Source organism: Bowdeniella nasicola, from assembly GCF_001907295.1.
In the GTDB taxonomy this organism is placed as follows: Bacteria; Actinomycetota; Actinomycetes; order Actinomycetales; family Actinomycetaceae; genus Bowdeniella; species Bowdeniella nasicola.
Genome location: NZ_MQVR01000060.1, coordinates 1 through 17,168, shown reverse-complemented (window position 1 = coordinate 17,168; position 17,168 = coordinate 1). Strand labels below are relative to the sequence as shown.

Annotated in this window: 19 protein-coding genes, 1 tRNA gene, 1 other RNA gene and 1 other annotated feature; of the genes, 6 read left to right on the top strand and 15 right to left on the bottom strand. The window is 63.6% G+C overall.

Annotated elements, in window-relative coordinates:
* Window positions 1–303: 303 nt before the first annotated feature.
* From BSZ39_RS09475 to BSZ39_RS09450, 6 genes are all read right to left on the bottom strand, one after another.
* Window positions 304–840, bottom strand: a complete 537-nt coding sequence (locus tag BSZ39_RS09475; RefSeq protein ID WP_143180479.1) for a choice-of-anchor M domain-containing protein — start codon at window positions 838–840, stop codon at window positions 304–306.
* Between the two features lie 37 nt (window positions 841–877).
* On the bottom strand, window positions 878–1,042 hold the full coding sequence (locus BSZ39_RS13915) for a hypothetical protein (RefSeq protein WP_158025155.1): 165 nt from the start codon (window positions 1,040–1,042) through the stop codon (window positions 878–880).
* Between the two features lie 138 nt (window positions 1,043–1,180).
* Window positions 1,181–2,860 (bottom strand): dipeptide ABC transporter ATP-binding protein, encoded by a 1,680-nt coding sequence (locus BSZ39_RS09465; RefSeq protein WP_073717087.1) that lies wholly within the window; start codon window positions 2,858–2,860, stop codon window positions 1,181–1,183.
* A complete protein-coding gene (locus BSZ39_RS09460) occupies window positions 2,857–3,942 on the bottom strand; it encodes an ABC transporter permease (protein WP_083603168.1) in 1,086 nt (361 codons plus the stop codon). Before BSZ39_RS09460 ends, BSZ39_RS09465 begins: the two co-directional genes overlap by 4 nt.
* Window positions 3,932–4,861, bottom strand: coding sequence for an ABC transporter permease (locus BSZ39_RS09455; RefSeq protein WP_073717086.1), 930 nt, complete (start codon window positions 4,859–4,861; stop codon window positions 3,932–3,934). The genes BSZ39_RS09460 and BSZ39_RS09455 overlap by 11 nt, the downstream gene beginning before the upstream one ends.
* A 67-nt stretch (window positions 4,862–4,928) precedes the next feature.
* On the bottom strand, window positions 4,929–6,590 hold the full coding sequence (locus BSZ39_RS09450) for a peptide ABC transporter substrate-binding protein (protein ID WP_143180478.1): 1,662 nt from the start codon (window positions 6,588–6,590) through the stop codon (window positions 4,929–4,931).
* A 203-nt stretch (window positions 6,591–6,793) separates the two neighbouring features.
* Here BSZ39_RS09450 and BSZ39_RS09445 point away from each other — a divergent pair, with 203 nt between their 5' ends.
* Window positions 6,794–7,414, top strand: a complete 621-nt coding sequence (locus BSZ39_RS09445; RefSeq protein WP_083603166.1) for a biotin transporter BioY — start codon at window positions 6,794–6,796, stop codon at window positions 7,412–7,414.
* On the opposite strand, the gene BSZ39_RS09440 is transcribed toward BSZ39_RS09445, so the two are convergent.
* From BSZ39_RS09440 to ffs, 5 genes are all read right to left on the bottom strand, one after another.
* Entirely contained in the window at window positions 7,411–8,457 is a 1,047-nt protein-coding gene (locus BSZ39_RS09440; protein WP_073717084.1) for an aspartate-semialdehyde dehydrogenase, read from the bottom strand. The two genes, BSZ39_RS09445 and BSZ39_RS09440, sit on opposite strands and share 4 nt — an antisense overlap.
* On the bottom strand, window positions 8,454–9,716 hold the full coding sequence (locus BSZ39_RS09435) for an aspartate kinase (RefSeq protein WP_073717083.1): 1,263 nt from the start codon (window positions 9,714–9,716) through the stop codon (window positions 8,454–8,456). The genes BSZ39_RS09440 and BSZ39_RS09435 overlap by 4 nt, the downstream gene beginning before the upstream one ends.
* A gap of 105 nt (window positions 9,717–9,821) precedes the next feature.
* Window positions 9,822–10,421 carry a recombination mediator RecR gene (gene recR / locus BSZ39_RS09430; RefSeq protein WP_187343240.1) on the bottom strand — a complete coding sequence of 200 codons (600 nt, stop codon included), beginning with the start codon at window positions 10,419–10,421 and terminating at the stop codon, window positions 9,822–9,824.
* On the bottom strand, window positions 10,421–12,658 hold the full coding sequence (locus tag BSZ39_RS09425) for a DNA polymerase III subunit gamma and tau (protein WP_073717082.1): 2,238 nt from the start codon (window positions 12,656–12,658) through the stop codon (window positions 10,421–10,423). Before BSZ39_RS09425 ends, recR begins: the two co-directional genes overlap by 1 nt.
* A gap of 50 nt (window positions 12,659–12,708) precedes the next feature.
* Window positions 12,709–12,803: signal recognition particle sRNA small type (ffs, locus tag BSZ39_RS09420), an RNA gene on the bottom strand.
* 116 nt (window positions 12,804–12,919) lie between these two features.
* Between ffs and BSZ39_RS09415 the strand changes: the two genes are divergently transcribed.
* A tRNA-Ser gene (locus tag BSZ39_RS09415) sits at window positions 12,920–13,004 on the top strand.
* A 94-nt stretch (window positions 13,005–13,098) separates the two neighbouring features.
* Here BSZ39_RS09415 and BSZ39_RS09410 read toward each other — a convergent pair.
* On the bottom strand, window positions 13,099–13,338 hold the full coding sequence (locus BSZ39_RS09410) for a hypothetical protein (RefSeq protein ID WP_073717081.1): 240 nt from the start codon (window positions 13,336–13,338) through the stop codon (window positions 13,099–13,101).
* A 15-nt stretch (window positions 13,339–13,353) separates the two neighbouring features.
* Entirely contained in the window at window positions 13,354–13,926 is a 573-nt protein-coding gene (locus BSZ39_RS09405) for an NUDIX hydrolase (RefSeq protein WP_073717080.1), read from the bottom strand.
* Between the two features lie 163 nt (window positions 13,927–14,089).
* On the opposite strand from BSZ39_RS09405, the gene BSZ39_RS09400 reads away from it, so the two are divergent.
* Genes BSZ39_RS09400 through BSZ39_RS09390 form a run of 3 tightly spaced genes read left to right on the top strand, consistent with a single transcriptional unit; the run spans window position 14,090 to window position 15,789 of the window.
* Window positions 14,090–15,049 (top strand): glutathione S-transferase family protein, encoded by a 960-nt coding sequence (locus BSZ39_RS09400; RefSeq protein WP_073717079.1) that lies wholly within the window; start codon window positions 14,090–14,092, stop codon window positions 15,047–15,049.
* Window positions 15,046–15,366, top strand: coding sequence for a YqfO family protein (locus tag BSZ39_RS09395; RefSeq protein ID WP_073717078.1), 321 nt, complete (start codon window positions 15,046–15,048; stop codon window positions 15,364–15,366). Before BSZ39_RS09400 ends, BSZ39_RS09395 begins: the two co-directional genes overlap by 4 nt.
* 24 nt (window positions 15,367–15,390) lie before the next feature.
* Entirely contained in the window at window positions 15,391–15,789 is a 399-nt protein-coding gene (locus tag BSZ39_RS09390) for an RNA-binding S4 domain-containing protein (protein WP_073717090.1), read from the top strand.
* Between the two features lie 4 nt (window positions 15,790–15,793).
* Here BSZ39_RS09390 and BSZ39_RS09385 read toward each other — a convergent pair whose 3' ends face one another.
* Entirely contained in the window at window positions 15,794–16,339 is a 546-nt protein-coding gene (locus BSZ39_RS09385) for a YceI family protein (RefSeq protein ID WP_073717077.1), read from the bottom strand.
* An 86-nt stretch (window positions 16,340–16,425) separates the two neighbouring features.
* A complete protein-coding gene (locus BSZ39_RS13580; RefSeq protein ID WP_143180476.1) occupies window positions 16,426–16,731 on the bottom strand; it encodes a hypothetical protein in 306 nt (101 codons plus the stop codon).
* Window positions 16,661–16,791, top strand: a sequence feature (AL1L pseudoknot). (Overlaps the previous gene by 71 nt.)
* Between BSZ39_RS13580 and BSZ39_RS09380 the strand changes: the two genes are divergently transcribed.
* Window positions 16,732–17,103, top strand: a complete 372-nt coding sequence (locus BSZ39_RS09380; RefSeq protein ID WP_143180475.1) for an IS3 family transposase — start codon at window positions 16,732–16,734, stop codon at window positions 17,101–17,103. Its footprint overlaps the feature before it by 60 nt.
* Window positions 17,104–17,168 lie beyond the last annotated feature (65 nt).

The following is a 17,168-nucleotide window of genomic DNA, read 5'->3' as shown; positions in this document are numbered from 1 at the left end:
TGGGCTTCCGGAACCTGAGCCACTACATCGCCCGCAGCCTCCTCGAGGCCGGCGGATTCAAACCCCGACTACACCCTCGATTGTGAAGAGCCGCTTAGCCGCATCGAATTCCAACGGCTCGCTGCGCCAGCGCAGTGCCGTCGAGCCCTTGGCAGGCACGAAGGCCGCTTGCAGTGTGGAGTTGGGTCCACCCGAGTAGTACGAGGCGGTAGCCTTGCCGTTCTTCACCGGGGTGGAAGCCCGGGAGCGAGAGGTTCAGCGTGCCGTTGACGCTATCGTCGTGTGTATCGAAGGTAAACCTCGTCAGTCGACCATCTTCCCGACCCGTCGTCGTTCCTGCGGTGGGCGCTGCGGTGAAGGTATAAGGGGTCTTGGGCTTGCCGTCGGCGGCTTGCGCGAAGGCCTCCTCAACCGGCCGGAAAACAGCGTGGCGTTGTGGGTGTGATCGCCCGGGTAGACCGCGAGACTGCGCAGGGCAGGATCGGCAGATGAGAACATCCGGCTAGTAGTCCAGCTCTCGCCCGGCTTGTGGAAACCGAGCGCTTCGGCACGGCCCGGCCCCTTCACACCGAGAAGGTCGAGGTAGACAACCTGGTCGCGGAATTTCTCAGCCGGCACATCGGCATCGGCACCAAAACCGATCCAGATGGGTTCGTGGTTTCCGATCGGCAGCTGCGGAGCCATGTACCAGGTCTGACCGGCGGCGTTCAGGAAGCTGAAGGCCGGATCATTCGGGATAGTGAACATGAACTGCTGAGCGCCGGTATTGCCGTTGTAACCGGTACCCGAGTAGATCACGTGAGAATCCAGCGGGTTGACATAGTCGCTGGTTCCGCTCACCTTGCCTTTACTGGTGAGCGTTAACTCGCCATTGGAATTAGGAAATCTGCGGGGAGTCGATGTGGCCGGCAGTGGCGATCGGCTTGCCGTCATCGGGGCCCGCGCTGGCCGCGGGCAGGAAACCCGCAGACGCGACTGCCAGGGCGCCCAGCGCCGCTAGGACGCGGCGCGACCGGGCGCGAGGGGAAGCAAGTGTCGTCATGATGCACTTTCTGACACGGCGATAGAAACGAAGCAATGCTATCGATACTCATTCCCATTTGCTACTTCCGTTCACTCTCTGGCACGATGTGCCGCCCCGACCCGGATGGGACGAGGCGGCACATCATGAGCGCGCGGCCTAAGCAGCGCCGATATTGAGGCTTGCTCCCGGGATTGCGGCCAGAAGCTCGCGGGTGTATTCCTGCTTGGGATCGTTAAAGACCTCGTCAGTTGTGGCGTATTCGACGATCTTGCCCTGCTGCATCACCGCGACATCGTCAGCGAGCTGACGCACGACCGCGAGGTCATGGGTGATGAACAGGTAGGACAGCGATAGCTCGGCCTGCAGGTCGTTGAGCAGCCGCAGGATCTGGTCCTGCACGAGCACGTCAAGCGCACTGACAGCCTCGTCGCAGACGACGAGTTCGGGGTTGAGTGCGAGAGCGCGCGCGATGGCGACACGCTGGCGCTGGCCACCCGAGAGCTCATTCGGGTAGCGCTGCATCGCCGACTTCGGCAGTGCGACCATCTCGAGCAGGTCCGCGACGCGCTTCGCCCGTTCCGACTTATTGCCAACCTTGTGCACCCGCAGCGGCTCTTCGATGATCCGATAGATCGAGTACATCGGGTCGAGCGAGCCGTAAGGGTTTTGGAAGATCGGCTGCACGCGTCGCCGGAACCTAAACAGTTGGGATTTGCTCAGTTCCCCGACGACGGTACCGTCAAAGTCGACCTCGCCCGATGTCGGTTCGAGCAGGTTCAGCACGATGTTCGCGACAGTGGACTTGCCGGACCCAGACTCCCCCACCAGCGCCATCGTCGTGCCGCGTCGAATGTTAAACGACACGTCATCGACGGCCTTGAACTCCGAACCCTGGCCGGGGAGCTTGCCGCGGATCTGGAAGACCTTCGTCAGGTGACGGACCTCGAGGAGGTTCTCTTTCAGCTCGGTGGCATCCAGATGTTGCTGGGCATGGATCTCCGCGCGCGCCTTGGCGGACTGGATCCGCTTGGATGCGAGCGAAGGCGCTGCCTGAACGAGGCGCTTGGTGTACGGGTGCTTGGGATCCTGCAGGATCTCAAGCGCGGGACCCGATTCGACGACGCGTCCGCGGTGCATCACGACGAGGTGCTCGGCACGCTCGGCGGCGAGCCCCAGGTCGTGTGTGATGAACAGGACGGCCGTACCCATCTCGGCAGTGAGGTGCTCGAGGTGGTCGAGGATCCGGCGCTGGACGGTGACGTCCAGAGCGCTCGTCGGCTCATCGGCGATGAGGAGCTTCGGCCGGTTGGCTAAGCCGATCGCGATGAGTGCACGCTGGCGCATGCCGCCGGAAAACTCGTGCGGATACTGTCGGGCGCGCCGTTCCGCATCGTCAAGACCCGCATGTCCGAGAGTCTCGATGACTCGCGCGTCAAGGTCCTTGCGGTCGACGCCGTTGGCACGCAACGCCTCCTTGACCTGGAAGCCGATCTTCCACACCGGGTTGAGGTTGGACATCGGATCCTGGGGCACGAGGCCGATATTCGATCCGCGCAGACCGACGGTCTGCTTCGGACTCATTTTGACGACATCCTTGCCTTCGAAAAGGATCTTGCCGCCGACGACCTTGCCGGTACCGGGCAGCAGGTCGATGATCGCGTGGGCGAGCGTCGACTTACCGGAGCCGGACTCACCCACGATCGCGACATGCTGACCGGGGTAGATCTTGAGGTTTGCTTTGCGAACCGCGGGCACCATACCCGTCGAGGAGCGGAAGGCGACTTCCAGGTCCTGGATATCGAGTAGCGGTTCCATCTCGTGAGTCGTGTCTGTCATCGGTTTCGCGCCTTCGGATCGAGGGCGTCGCGCACAGCGTCGCCCATCATGATGAAGCTCAGAACGGTGGCTGCCAGGAAGCCTGCCGGATAGAACAGCACCGAGGGCGCCGTTCGCAAGGCTGCCTGCGCCTTGTTGATGTCCGCTCCCCAGCTGACAACCTCCGTTGGGAGACCAAGGCCAAGAAAGGACAACGTTGCTTCGAGCACGATGAAAATACCGAGCGAGACCGTCGCGGTCACGATGATCGGCGCCGCCGCGTTCGGCATGATGTGGCGCATCAGGGTCGCCATCTTGGGCGCACCGATCGCTGTCGAGGCCGTGACGAACTCTTCGTTCTTCACGCTCATCACCGCTCCGCGCGTGATGCGGGCGATCTGCGGCCAACCGAACAGCGTTAGGACAATCACGACCATGGTGGTCGAGCGGTACTGCTTGAACACCGACATGACGACGATGGCGGCGAGCACGAGCGGGATCGCGAAGAACACGTCGGTGATGCGAGCGAGCACGGAGTCGAGCCAGCCCCCGAAGAAGCCGGCGAGCGCTCCGATCAGCGCACCGAGCAGGGTGACACCAAGCGTGGCAAAGACGCCGACCATCACCGAAGCGCGAGCACCGTAGATCGCTCGGGCGTAGATGTCGCAGCCCTGTCGGTCGAAACCGAACGGATGACCCGACTGCGGCTTGCCGTAGGAATTGCTCAGCTGACATGCGGCCGGGTCGACCGAAGTAAACAGCTGCGGCACGGCCGCGAGCGCGATCATGAGCAGAATCAGGGCCGCCGCAATCCAAAAGAGCGGACGGCGACGCAGCGAATGCCACGCTTCGGACCACAGCGAAGTCGGAGCGCCATCGGTCTGAACGGCATCCACGGCACCAAGGCCGGTCTCATCTTCGTCCGCGACGAACCGCTCCTGAGCGGGAGCCTTCGAAAACACAGCGGGCCGATCGATTTCGGGGAAGAGCTGATCGAGCGCTTCCTCTTCGTGCGGCTCGGCGATGCCGGGGTCGAGATCGTGCGGATCGTGACCGAGAGCATCGGCGCCTAGGGGATCAATTGAGCGATGATCATTTGGCATAGCGAATCCTCGGGTCAAGCAGGGCGTACAGCAGGTCAACGAGCAGGTTCGCGAAGATGTAAATCAACACGAGGACTGTCGTAAACGACACGACAGTGACTGCTTCGGACTGTTGGATGGCTCTAAAGAGCGTGCCGCCAACGCCGGGAATGTTGAAGATACCTTCGGTCACGATCGCACCGCCCATGAGAGCACCGAGGTCGGCGCCCAGGAAGGTAACGACCGGGATCAGAGAGTTGCGCAGCACGTGCACAATCATGACGCGGCCGCGGGAGAGCCCCTTTGCGGTCGCGGTCCGCACGTGGTCTGCGGAAGCGATTTCCGCAACGGAGGTGCGCGTCAGGCGAAGCACGTAGGCAAACGACACAGCGCCGAGCACGATCGCCGGCATGAGCAGCGTCATGAAGGAATGATCGCCACCGACTGTGGGTTTGAGCCACCCGAGTTTGACGCCAACAACGAACTGCATGACGAAGCCGATCACGAAGGTCGGGACCGCGATGACGACGAGCGAAATCACGAGGACGGTCGCATCGAAGATGCCGCCCTTACGCAGGCCTGCGATGAGGCCAAAGGCGATGCCGAAGAAGGCTTCAATGGCGAGTGCCATCAAACCGAGCTTGATCGTGACGGGGAAGGCCTGGGCCATGACCTCGCTTACGGGACGGCCTGAGAAGGTGGTCCCAAAGTCAAGCTGGAAAACGTTTTTCAGATACAAAACGTACTGCACGAAAAACGGCTTATCGAGGTTGTACCTCGCGCGGAGTTGGTTGGCGACGGATTCGGGAAGTCCGCGATCGCCGCCGAGGGCTTGGATCGGGTCACCCGGCATAGCGAAGACTAGCGCATAGATGAGGAGGGTGGCACCGAGGAAGACGGGGATGAGCTGTAGCAGTCGACGTCCCACGTAGTAGAGCATGAGATCTCCTTGCACGTGCGGGTGGGAGCGAGACCAATTGGCCTCGCTCCCACCGTGATGAGACGGACTACTTCTTCGTGACGTTGTAGAGCAACGGCACCGAGTTCCATCCGAACTTAACGTTGTCCACGGTCTCGGCCCAGCCACCGGTCACATTGGAGTACCACAGCGGGATGGAGGGCAGATCCTTGAACAGCACTTCCTGTGCCTTCTGGAAGGACTTATTGGCGTCCTCCACGCTACTGGCGGCGGAGCCTTCGCGCAGCAGTTTGTCGAACTCTTCTGAGCTGTAGTCGGAGTCGTTCGAGCCGGCGCCGGTGCCATACAGCGGGCCGAGGAAGTTGAACAGGCCGGGGTAGTCAGCCTGCCAGCCAGTGCGGAACGCGCCGGTGATCTTACGCTCGGTCACGTCCGTACGGAGCTCAGCGAACTTGGGGTAGGGGTTACCGACCGCTTCGATGCCGAGCGTGTTCTTAATCGAGTTCGCGACCGCGTCGACCCAGGCCTGGTGGCCGCCGTCGGCGTTGTACGCGATGGTGAACTTGCCATCCCACTTGGAGATCTCGTCGGCCTTGGCCCACAGTTCCTTGGCCTTGGCTTTGTCGAAGTTCAACACGTCAGAGCCGGGAACCGACTCCGACCAGCCCTTGATGACCGGCGAGGTGAAGTCCTTGGCCGGAGTACGGGTGCCGTTGAAGATCGCCTTGGTGACCTCCTCGCGGTTGATGGCGTGAGAGATCGCCTGGCGGCGCAAGACGCCTTCTTCACCTTCGAAATGCGGGGTCTTGCCCGCGACGGTGATCGACTGGAAAATTGCGGCCGCCTGGTTCACCGCACGGTCACCGAGCTCGTTTTCGAACGTCGGCAGAGCCGAGTCCGGGATCGCATCGATGACATCGAGGTTGTTGGCGAGCAGGTCGTTGTAGGCCGCTTCCTGCGTGTCGTAAATCTTGATCGTGACGCCGCCGTTCTTGGCCTTGCGCTCACCGGAATAGTCCTCGTTCGGAACCAGATCCACCTTGACGTTATGTTCCCACGCGCCTTCCTTGGCGAACTTGTAGGGGCCGTTGCCAATCGGGTTTTCTCCGAAGGCGTCCATGTTGTCGAAGGCCGACTTGGGAAGCGGGTAGAAGGCGGAGTAGCCCAGGCGCAGCGGGAAGTCGGCCTCGGGCTGCTTCAGAGTGACCTTAAACGTCGTCGCATCGACAACCTCGAGGCCCTTGAGGTCCTCGTTGTTGGTTTCCGAGAAGCCCTCGATCGGCTCGAAGAAGTAGGACGAGAGCTGAGCGTTGTCGGCCTTCGCGCCATAGTTCCATGCCTTGACGAAGGACTCGGCATCAACCGGATCACCGTTGGTGAACTTCAGGTCTTTCTTCAGCTTGATCGTGTAGACTTTGGAATCTTCGGTCGCGATGTCTTCGGCAACAGCGTTCTGCGGGGCGCCTTCGGCGTCGTAGTACACAAGGCCCTCGAACATGAGGTCGAGGATCTTGCCGCCACCGACCTCGTTGGTGTTGGTCGGGATCAGCTTGTTCTGCGGCTCGGTGCCGTTAACGGTAACGATGCCGGTCGTAGCCTCGCCGCCTCCGGTTCCACCGCCCCCGGCGGGTGACGTCGTGGTGTTGGTGTCGGGCGAATTTCCACCGCACGCAGCCAGCAGCAGCGCGGCTGACGCGATGGCGGCGAGGGCAGAATGACGACGTAGTGTCACGTTCGGCCTCCCTTTCATTGTTGGGCCCGGGCAGTGCGCCGGGTCACATCCGATTGTCGGTAGAGTATCCCAGGTCACTAAGCCGGGTAAACGGAAAGCAAGAGACGTAACCACATTGTGACCCTGCGTGTGCCGTATCGTGACCTTGGCCAAGAAATATCTAGGGCTTTTGGCATAGACCACTAATGGTGCTGACCTCGATGCGGACTAGTGTGTCCATTATGTCGACTACTACGTACTCCCCGGTCCTTGCCGATGTTGCCCTCCCGAAAGCCACGACGACGGGTGGGGCGTGGGCCCGCACGCTGGGCCTCATCACGGCGGGGATCGCACTGACCGCGCTCTTCGCCCGCATTGAGATCCCGATGTGGCCCGTACCGATCACCGGGCAGACGCTTGCCGTGCTGCTCGTCGGCGCCACCCTCGGAATGCGCCGGGGCGCTGCCGCGATGGCGGGGTACGCCGCGGTCGGGCTCGCGGGGTTGCCTGTCTTCGCGGGCGGCGCGGGCGGCCCCCAGATGGTGGCGGCACCGAGTTTCGGTTTCATCCTCGGCTTCATCCCCGCCGCCGCTCTGATTGGCTATCTGTCCGAGCGCACGTGGGACCGCAAGCCTGTGCTCGCCATCGCGGGCTTTGCGCTCGCCACGGTCGTCCCGTTCCTTGTCGGCGTGCCCTACATGGGCGTCGTGTTGAGCTCCCTCGGCACGCACGTGACGTTCGGCCTGCTGATGGAATACGGCGTTACGCCCTTCCTTGTCGGCGGCGCGATCAAGTGCGCGATTGCCGCAGCGCTGCTGCCGCTGGCCTGGAAGTTCCTCGGGCGGCCGAGCGCCGACGCCTAGCAGAGCTGATCGGCGAGGAGCTCGGCGACCTGAATCGTGTTGAGGGCCGCGCCCTTGCGCAGGTTGTCCCCGGAGACGACGAGCGCGAGGCCGCGGCCCTCCGGCACGGACTGGTCCTGGCGGATGCGTCCCACAAGCGAGGGATCGACCCCGGCCGCGGCGAGCGGCGTCGGAACGTCCACGAGTTGCACGCCCGGGGCGTCGGCGAGGAGTTCGGCGGCGCGCTCGGGAGTGATGGCCCGGGCAAATTCCGCGTTGATCGTGAGCGTGTGACCCGTATAGACCGGCACGCGCACGCACGTGCCCGCAACGGCGAGGTCGGGGATCGACAGGATGCGCCGCGACTCGTTGCGCAGCTTTTGTTCCTCGTCAGTCTCCCCCGTTCCGTCGTCGACGAGGGCGCCCGCCAGCGGGACGACGTTGCAGCCGATCGGTGCGACGTAGACGTTCGGGTCGGGCAGCGTGATGGCATCGCCGTCGGTGACGAGCGCGGCTGGGTCCGCGGCAAGTACCGCCTGTAGCTGACCCGTGAGTTCCTGGACACCGGCGAGCCCCGAGCCGGAGACGGCCTGGTAGGACGAGACGATCAGGCGCGTGAGGCCCGCATCGTCGTGCAGGACCTTGAGGACCGGCATCGCGGCCATCGTCGTGCAGTTCGGGTTTGCGATGATGCCCTTGGGGCGGTTGGCTAGCGCCTCGGGGTTCACCTCGGCGACGACGAGGGGGACGTCGGGATCCTTACGCCAGGCCGACGAGTTATCGACGACGATCGCGCCAGCGGCGGCGAATTTCGGCGCGTATTCCTTCGACGTTGCGCCCCCGGCGGAAAACAGCGCGATATCGATGCCGGATAGGTCGGCCGTCGCGACATCCTCGACGGTGATGTCGCGTCCCCGGCAGTACAGCGTCTTTCCGGCGGAGCGGGCCGAGGCGAAGAACCGGATCGTCGTCGCGGGAAAATCTCGCTCGGCGAGCAGCGTGCGCATGACTTCGCCGACCTGGCCGGTCGCGCCCACGACTGCGAGGGTGAGGTTCGTGCTCATCGTCCAGTTCCTCCATATACGACGGCTTCGGTAGCTGAGGCGTCGAGGTCGAATGCCGTGTGGACGGCCGTCAGCGCCGCCGGCAGATCTTCGATCGCGAGGACGACGGAGATGCGGATCTCCGAGGTCGAGATCATGTGAATGTTGATGCCCGCATCAAACAGTGCGCCAAACAGAGTCGCGGAGATGCCAGTGTGGGTTCGCATTCCGGCGCCAACGAGGGAGAGAATCCCGATGGATTCGGTGTATTTGACGCCCGTAAACCCGAGGTCGTCTTCCGCTGCCTGCAGCGCCTGCATCGTCGACTTGGCCTGTTCAATCGGCAGCGTGAACGAGATATCGGTGCGCGCCGAGTCGGGGGACACGTTCTGGACGATCGTGTCAACGTTCGCACCGGCGTCGGCACAGACGTGGAAGATACGGGCGGCGACGCCGGGACGGTCGGGGCAGCCGAGCACCGTGATCTTTCCTTGTGAGGCGTCATGGGCGACGCCCGCGATGATGGGATCTTCCATGGGGTTCTCCTCGGTGGGGTTACGCACCCAGGTGCCCTCCTTGTCGGAAAACGAGGAGCGCACGTGGAGCGGAACGTTATAGCGGCGGGCGAATTCGACCGCGCGCAGGTGCAGGATTTTTGCGCCGTGGGCGGCGAGTTCGAGAGTCTCGTCGGTCGTGATGAGCGGGATGCGGCGCGCCTTCGGCACGACGCGAGGGTCGGCGGTGAAGATGCCGTCGACGTCGGTGTAGATCTCGCATACCGCAGCCTTGAGCGAGGCGGCGAGCGCGACGGCGGTCGTGTCGGAGCCGCCGCGCCCGAGCGTCGTCACGTCGTTGTCGTCGTTGACTCCCTGGAAGCCTGCGACGATCGCGACGCCACCTTCGTCGAGTGTGCGCTTGATGCGTTCGGGCGCCATCTTCTTGATTTGGGCGCGGCCGTAGGCGGTGTCGGTGAGGACGCCGGCCTGCTGGCCGGTGTAGGAGCGGGCGGGCACGCCGCGGGCGGAGATCGCCATGGCGAGCAGGGACATCGAGATGCGTTCGCCGGCGGTCAGGAGGATATCCATCTCGCGGGCGGGCGGGTCGTCGGTGATCGAGGCCGCGAGATCAAGGAGTTCGTCTGTCGAGTCACCCATCGCCGAGACCACCACGACGACATCGTTTCCGGCACGCTTCGTCGCGGCGACGCGATCGGCGACGCGCGCGATGCCCGCGGCGTCTGCGACCGAGGAGCCACCGAACTTTTGGACGATTAAGGCCATGATACCCTTCCTAGTGGTCGAGTAATGATGCTAGGACGGGGCTCTCCCCGAGTCATCCGTCGGACCACCATGTGGGCACTTTAAGCGGTTTTTCAGCAAAACTGGCTACAACCGACGCCGTCCTTCGAAGGCTCGACCGAGCGTGACCTCGTCGGCGTATTCGAGGTCGCCGCCGACCGGCAGGCCCGAGGCCAGGCGGGAGACGGGAATGTCGAGGCTGCGCAGCATCCGCGCGAGATAGGCTGCCGTCGCCTCGCCTTCGATATTGGGGTCGGTCGCGATGATGACCTCGGTGACGTCGGCGCCCGTGAGACGCGTCATGAGGTCCTGGATACGCAGGTCCTGCGGGCCGATGCCGTTGATCGGGTCGATCGCGCCGCCGAGCACGTGGTAGCGGCCCCGAAATTCGCGGGTGCGTTCGATGGCCGCGACGTCCTTGGGTTCTTCCACGACGCAGATGATGTCGTCGCTGCGGCGCGGGTCGGAGCAGATCCGACACAGTTCGCTTTGCGCGACGTTTCCGCACACCTCGCAAAAGTGCACTTTGTCTTTCATGTCGCGGATAGCCGCGGCGAGGCGTTCGGCCTGGTCCCGTTCGGTTGCCAGGAGGTAGAACGCGATGCGCTGTGCGGATTTCGGTCCGACGCCCGGGAGCTGGCCGAGTTCATCGATGAGGTCTTGCAGGGCCCCGTCATAGATCGCCATTACGCCTCGTTAATCTCCTCGATCACGACGCCACCGAGTTCGGCCTTGAGCAGTTGGACGCCCGAGAGTTCTGCATCCGCATCGTCGACGATCTGGTCATCGGCACTGGCGCCGCCGTATTCATCATTGGAGGGATCGGGAGCGTCATCGCCGACTTCTTGGGCCTGCGGCTCGCTCGACCCGGCAATCGGCGAACGCAGGTCGGGCACCTGCGCTTCAGGCTGCGCGGCGGCGGTCTGCTCGCCCGACTCGGTGATGTGGTCGGGCGGGAACGGCACGCCCGGCATCGGCACCGAGGGTGCCTTGCGGGCTTCCGGCCGTTCGGTCCGTACCGCGCCGGGTATCGGGACGCCGGGCGCCTGTTGCTGCACCTGGGGTCTCGACGGCGCTGCCTCTTCCTGCGGCGCCGCCTGCGGGCGAGGCGCGGGTTCGTCGCGCTTCGGCTCGGGCTCAGGTTCCGGCTCGGGCTCGTTGCGGGGCTCTGGCTGCGGCGAGGGTGAGGGCTCTGCCGCAGCGCGCTGGGGCTGGCCATCGCCCGAGGCACCGTGGACCTTCACGCGCAGGCCAACCGCTTGGAAGATCGCTTCCGAGAGGTTGTCGGCATGCGCGCCGTTTGCGAACCGCTCGCGGAGCGGGTCGATCTGGAACAGCACCGGGACGCTCTCTCCCGAAACTGCGCCGATGACGGCATGGTCCTGCACGAGGGTCCACGTGACACGGCTGATGCCTTTGAGTACCTCGAGAACTTCGTTCCAGCGGCGGCGCAGCATATCGGCGTCGTCGGAGGCTGGGGCAGGCTTGGCCGGCTCCGGCTGCGGTTCGGTCTTCGGTTCCGCCGGTTTCTCCTCGCGACGTTGCTGTGGCTGTTGCGTGGGGACCTGCGGCACTGCGGGTGCCGGTTTTTCCCGCTGCGCGGGGACGACCGGCTCACTACTCGTCGGCTGATCGGCCTCACGTTGCGCGGGAACCGGCGTCGGGGACGGCTGCTGCTCACGAACCGGAGATGCCTGTTCGGCTTCCTTCCCGAACCGCGGAAGCTTCGGCAGGGGCCGGTCGGCGGGCGGCGCAGTGCGCCCCTGGCTCGGCGCCGGATTCGGCTGCGGGGTGTTCGCGGCCGCTGGTTCTGCGGTCGGCTGCGACTGCGCGAGGATGAGGCGTGCGCAGAGCAATTCGAGCTGCAAGCGGGGCGAGGTTGCGCCCGTCATGTCGACGAGGGCATCGTGCACCGCGTCCGCTGACAGGGACGCCCTACGCCCACCCAGCTGCGTCGCTTGCTGCGCCATGCGCTCAAGCTGGTCCTCTGGTACGCCGTGGATCGCATCCCGTCCGGCATCGCCGGCGACGGCGAGGACAACGAGGTCACGCAGTCGCTGCAAGAGGTCTTCCGTGAAACGTTTCGGGTAGTGCCCGGATTCGACGACGTGGTCGACGACGCGGAAGAGCGCGGCGCCATCGATGCCGGCCATTGCACCGACCGCATCATCGAGCAGTCCCGCCGACGTGTAGCCAAGCAGTTGCACGGCGCGCTCGTATTCGATTGTTCCGTCGATCGCGCCCGCCATGAGCTGGTCGAGGACGGACAGAGAATCGCGAACTGACCCACCGCCAGCACGAACAACAAGCGGGACGACGCCCTTGTCGATCGAAATGTTCTCGGCCTCGCACAGCTGATTGAGGTAGGCGGCAAGCGCCTCGGGCGGGACGAGACGGAACGGGTAGTGGTGGGTCCGCGAGCGGATCGTTCCGATAACCTTTTCGGGCTCGGTCGTGGCGAACACGAACTTCACGTGCGCGGGAGGTTCCTCGACGAGTTTGAGCAGCGCGTTAAAGCCCTGCGGCGTCACCATGTGGGCCTCGTCGAGGATGAAGATCTTGTACCGGTCACGCGCCGGAGCGAAGGCCGCCCGTTCGCGCAGCTCTCGGGCATCGTCGACGCCATTGTGGGAGGCCGCGTCGATTTCGACGACATCGAGGGAGCCGGGGCCGCCGCGTGCCAACTCCACGCACGACGGGCACACGCCACACGGGGTGTCTGTCGGCCCCTGTTCGCAGTTCAAGCAGCGCGCGAAAATGCGAGCCGAGGTGGTCTTACCGCAGCCGCGTGGCCCGGAGAACAGGTACGCGTGAGAAACTTTTCCGGCCCGCAGCGCAGCGGTCAGCGGCACGGTGACATGTTCTTGGCCGATGACTTCGGCGAACGTCTCGGGGCGGTATCGGCGGTACAGGGCGGTGCTCACCCTTGAAGCATATGGGCAAGCTCGGACGGCGTCAGGTCGGTGGGGAAAACATGAAGGACCCCCACGCACCCGCCAGAGCTCACTTACCCTTGCTGCATTCCTGCCCTGGGGGAGTTGGGTGAGATAACGTCACGTGGGGGCCACCGACTACTGTAACTGATTCGTGCGGCCATCGTCACGTCGGCAACCCTCGATCAGATTCGACGACGGGCCGCAAAGCGGCTAACATTACTGATTGCGCATCATCGATGCGCGCACTCAGGAGGATTCGCCTAGCGGCCTATGGCGCACGCTTGGAAAGCGTGTTGGGTTCACGCCCTCGGGGGTTCGAATCCCCCATCCTCCGCGTTGTGAAGTCTCGGGACATCGTTCACTCGATGTCCCGAGATTTTTTCGTTTTTTGGGGTTGATGTCTCGCGTCATCGTTCCGCGTTGAGTGATCAATAACCCAAGAGCACTAGGACCGCTGCCACGGTCGAGATCGTCATGAGGGCAGCGACGAGGAGCCAGACCTTCCCGCTACGTCCCATGAGCGACAGCCGCTGTGCAAAGGATCGCGTCTTACGCGTCTTCTTCTGCACTTTCGGCGGCATTTCCAGATACGCGATGAGGAAACCCACAGCAGCGCCTCCGGCGCTCACGAGCACGCCAACGAGGAGATTGTCGAAGAAACCGAACATCGCGCTCCGGTCGTTTTAGGTGCGAGTGTCCGGCCGAAAGAACTCCATGGGGACATCGACACGCTTCTTGTCATCCCACGGCTGAGCCCAGCCGCCAATCTCCAAGAGTTCGTCGAGAACGTGCGCGGTGAAACCCCAGATGAAGAGGTCGTCGACTAAGAATGCCGGTCCTTTGTATCCGTGCATGAGCGTCGCCGTTGCACGGTTATCAGGGTCCGCAAGATGGGAAATCTGGACGCGATGTACGCTCGCGACTTCGATCGTGTCCTTGGCGTAGAGTTCGCCGACGTCAGTGAACGTGCCAATGACGGGCGTGACGGCGAAGTCCGAGCCGCCGGTGCGATGGTCGGCGAGATGTCCAAGGACGCGGACACGCTCCGCTTTGAGGTCAACCTCCTCGTCTGCTTCACGCAGTGCGGCATCGATCGCGTTCTCGCCTGCTTCGATCGATCCCCCGGGTAGCGCAATCTGGCCGGGATGCGAGCGCAGCGTCGCGGAGCGGCGAACGGTGATGAGCTCCGGATCTTCTTCGTGACTGAGGGCGATGAGCACCGCTGCAGTGCGCAGCTTCCGTCCGTCGTCCGTCATCGCTGTTGGCCTCGCAGCGGAAGTCACCGAGGCCAGGTGATCGACGAGTCTGCCTTCCCAGTCGAATATCGCGCTCATACCTTCACCCTAGACGCTGCCACTGCCTGGCCGTGCCTCACCCGCGCCCCGTACGGTGGAAGCACCCGAACGCGAGGAGCGAGCGATGACCGACACCGACACTGGCACCTTCGACCGTGACACCCGATACATCAGCGACCGCATCACGACCGACGTGCCGCCGGGCTCTGCACCCGTGGGCGCCAAGGTCGGCGAGATGACCTGGCCCGTGGAGGCTGGCCGCTATCACCTCGCGGGCGCTCGCGCCTGCCCCTGGGCGCATCGGGCCATCATCGCCCGTGCCCTCATGGGACTCGACGACGTCATTTCACTGGGTCTCGCGGGCCCGACCCATGACGAGCACTCCTGGACCTTCGATCTCGACCCGGGCGGCAAGGATCCGGTCCTGGGAATCGAACGCCTGCAGGAGGCGTATTTCAACCGCGTGCCTGACTATCCGCTTGGCATCACGGTGCCCGCGATGGTCGATATTCCGACAGTCGCGGTCGTGACGAATGACTTCGACCAGCTCTCCATCGATCTGGCTACTCAGTGGGGAGCGTTCGCCAATGAAGATGCGCCCGAACTGTACGCGGATGCGCAGCGCGACGAGATTGAAGCGATCAACGCTCGCGTCTACCCCGATCTGAACAATGGCGTCTATCAGGCCGGTTTCGCGACGTCGCAGTCCGCCTACGATGACGCCTATCAGCGTGTGTTCGCGACGCTGGCGTGGCTCGAAGAGCACCTCGCGAACCGTCGTTATCTCGTCGGGGATTCGATCACGCTCGCCGATATCCGGCTCTACGCGACGCTCGTGCGTTTCGATCCCGTCTACCACGGACATTTCAAATGCAACCGGCAAACGATCTCATCGATGCCTGTCCTCTCGGCCTACCTGCGCGACCTCTATCAGACCCCAGGCTTCGGCGACACGACGGACATCGACCAGATCAAGGAGCACTACTACGTCGTCCACACGAACGTGAATCCAACGCAGATCGTGCCGCACGGCCCCGAACTCTCCTGGCTCATGGCACCCCACGGTCGCGAGGATCTTCCATGATCGTCATCGTGATCTTCGCGCCCCTGCCGCACGCCGATACCGTGCGCCAGGCCCTCGCTGCTGCGGGTGCGGGCAGCCTTGGCACCTATAGCGCCTGCAGTTTCTCAGCTCCCGGCGAGGGGCGGTTTCGACCCGAGGCGGGAGCAACACCAACTATTGGGCAGGTCGGCGATCTCGAAGTCGTCGACGAGGTCCGCATCGAGGCGGTCTGCGAACGATCCAAAGCGAAAGCCGCGCTTACGGCTGCGCTCGCCGCACACCCGTATGAAGAGGTCGCCTATCACTGCTATGAAGCGCTCACGCTCGAGGATCTCTAGCTCCGAAATGACACAATGGTCGCCATGACGACCCCCACCATCACCGGCAGCGTCCGCGTCGACGTCTGGCTCTGGAGCGTGCGCCAGATCAAGACCCGCTCCGCCGCGGGCCAGGCCTGCCGCGCCGGACACGTGCGGGTCAACGGCGAGCGCGCCAAGCCCGCCACGCCGGTACGGATCGGCGACGAGGTGCGTTACCGCTTCCAGGGTTTTGATCGGATTCTCGAGGTCACTGCCCTACTCAAAAAGCGCGTGGGGGCGAGCGTCGCAGCCGAATGCTATATCGATCATTCGCCGCCCCGTCCCACACCACTGGTGGCGCCGATACCGGTCTTTCGTGATCCGGGCGCCGGTCGCCCCACAAAGAAAGAACGCCGCGCGCTCGACCGACTCATGGGCCGGGATTCGAGCGCGCGACGCTGACGAGTTAGGCGTTCTTGGTCGCGGAAACCTCGAACTGCAGCGTGATCTTCTCGGAGACGAGCACGCCACCCGCATCGAGCGAGGCGTTCCAGGTGAGGCCGAAGTCCTTGCGGTTGACGACGACGGAGCCTTCCAAGCCCGCCCGCTCGTTGCCCCACGGATCGGTGACGACGCCCTGGTAGTCAAACTCGATCGTCACGGGCTTGGGCACGTCCTTGATCGTGAGGTCGCCGGTCACCTCAAGGGTCGTAGCGTCGAGCGCCTTGACCTCACTCGAGGCGAAGGTAATGATCGGGTACTTTTCCGCGTCGAAGAAATCTTCCGAACGCAGGTGTGCATCGCGGTCGGCGTTGCGAGTGTCGACGGACGCGACCTGGACGGTCACGTTGATCGAGCCGCCGTTAACGCCGGAGTTGAAATCTGCCGTGCCGGCCACATCGGTGAAGCTGCCGCGCACCTTCGTCACCATCGCATGGCGAGCGACAAAGCCGATCTCGGAGTGCGACGGGTCGAGGGTCCAGGTACCGGTGAGGTCATTCAGGTTCGCCATGGGAAGTCTCCTTTAAGACGGCTTTAATTGATGTATCAACTAGTAATATAGAGAGGTGTCCCCCTCATGTCAAGGGTGGGGTCCGCCTAGGAAATCCGAAGGACCGCGACTGGGTCCTGATGTGCAGCCCACAGTGCCCCCGGAATCACCGAAAGTGTTGTGACGATGAGCGTAAGAATTGCTACTCCGGCGGTGAAGCTCCATGGTGCCGGGTGCCCCAGTTTCACCGTTGCAAGGAAGCCGACAGCACAGCCGAGTGCGATTCCGATGAGTGCTGGCAGCACGGTCCGCCCGGGCCAACGAGATCTTGAAGAGAGCGTCGGCTTGTCTATCGCGGCGGAGCTCGACCGCCCATCGAAGTGATTGTCGCCTTCATTGATGACAATCGTCACGTGTTCGGAGTCGAGCCAATCGTGCGCGCCCTGTCCGGGACTGCGGCACGGATTGCTGTGAGCTCGTATTACGCCTACAAGAAGCGTCAGCCATCAGCCAGAGCCCGCCGGGACCAGGCGCTGATGGTGGTCATCCAGGATGTCTATGAGGCGAACTATTCCTGTTATGGGGTGCGGAAGATGTGGAAGGCGATCAACCGCGAGTACGCCGATCAGTTCGGACCGGTGGCCCGCTGCACGGTGGAGCGGTTGATGCGCCTGTTAGGCATCGACGGGATCCGACGCAGGAGGAAGCGCCCGAAGACGGCTTCGGCTAGGGCTGAGGAGTGTCCGGATGATCTTGTCGAGGTCAAGTCCCTTGTAGTGGTGTAACGGCGTTTTCCTCTCGTTTGGGGTTTTAGCTTGCTAGTGCGGGCGTGTCGGTATCGGTCATGGTC

Bases quoted from the DNA above. Each gene is read 5' to 3' on its own strand.
- BSZ39_RS09390 (WP_073717090.1), top strand. From the start codon at position 15,391: ATGACGACCCCCACCATCACCGGCAGCGTCCGCGTCGACGTCTGGCTC.
- BSZ39_RS09405 (WP_073717080.1), bottom strand. From the start codon at position 13,926: ATGACGGACGACGGACGGAAGCTGCGCACTGCAGCGGTGCTCATCGCC.
- BSZ39_RS09410 (WP_073717081.1), bottom strand. From the start codon at position 13,338: ATGTTCGGTTTCTTCGACAATCTCCTCGTTGGCGTGCTCGTGAGCGCC.
- BSZ39_RS09385 (WP_073717077.1), bottom strand. From the start codon at position 16,339: ATGGCGAACCTGAATGACCTCACCGGTACCTGGACCCTCGACCCGTCG.
- BSZ39_RS09400 (WP_073717079.1), top strand. From the start codon at position 14,090: ATGACCGACACCGACACTGGCACCTTCGACCGTGACACCCGATACATC.
- BSZ39_RS09460 (WP_083603168.1), bottom strand. From the start codon at position 3,942: ATGCCAAATGATCATCGCTCAATTGATCCCCTAGGCGCCGATGCTCTC.
- BSZ39_RS09445 (WP_083603166.1), top strand. From the start codon at position 6,794: ATGTCGACTACTACGTACTCCCCGGTCCTTGCCGATGTTGCCCTCCCG.
- BSZ39_RS09435 (WP_073717083.1), bottom strand. From the start codon at position 9,716: ATGGCCTTAATCGTCCAAAAGTTCGGTGGCTCCTCGGTCGCAGACGCC.
- BSZ39_RS09395 (WP_073717078.1), top strand. From the start codon at position 15,046: ATGATCGTCATCGTGATCTTCGCGCCCCTGCCGCACGCCGATACCGTG.
- BSZ39_RS09455 (WP_073717086.1), bottom strand. From the start codon at position 4,861: ATGCTCTACTACGTGGGACGTCGACTGCTACAGCTCATCCCCGTCTTC.
- BSZ39_RS09465 (WP_073717087.1), bottom strand. From the start codon at position 2,860: ATGACAGACACGACTCACGAGATGGAACCGCTACTCGATATCCAGGAC.
- recR (WP_187343240.1), bottom strand. From the start codon at position 10,421: ATGGCGATCTATGACGGGGCCCTGCAAGACCTCATCGATGAACTCGGC.
- BSZ39_RS09450 (WP_143180478.1), bottom strand. From the start codon at position 6,590: ATGAAAGGGAGGCCGAACGTGACACTACGTCGTCATTCTGCCCTCGCC.
- BSZ39_RS09440 (WP_073717084.1), bottom strand. From the start codon at position 8,457: ATGAGCACGAACCTCACCCTCGCAGTCGTGGGCGCGACCGGCCAGGTC.
- BSZ39_RS13915 (WP_158025155.1), bottom strand. From the start codon at position 1,042: ATGACGACACTTGCTTCCCCTCGCGCCCGGTCGCGCCGCGTCCTAGCG.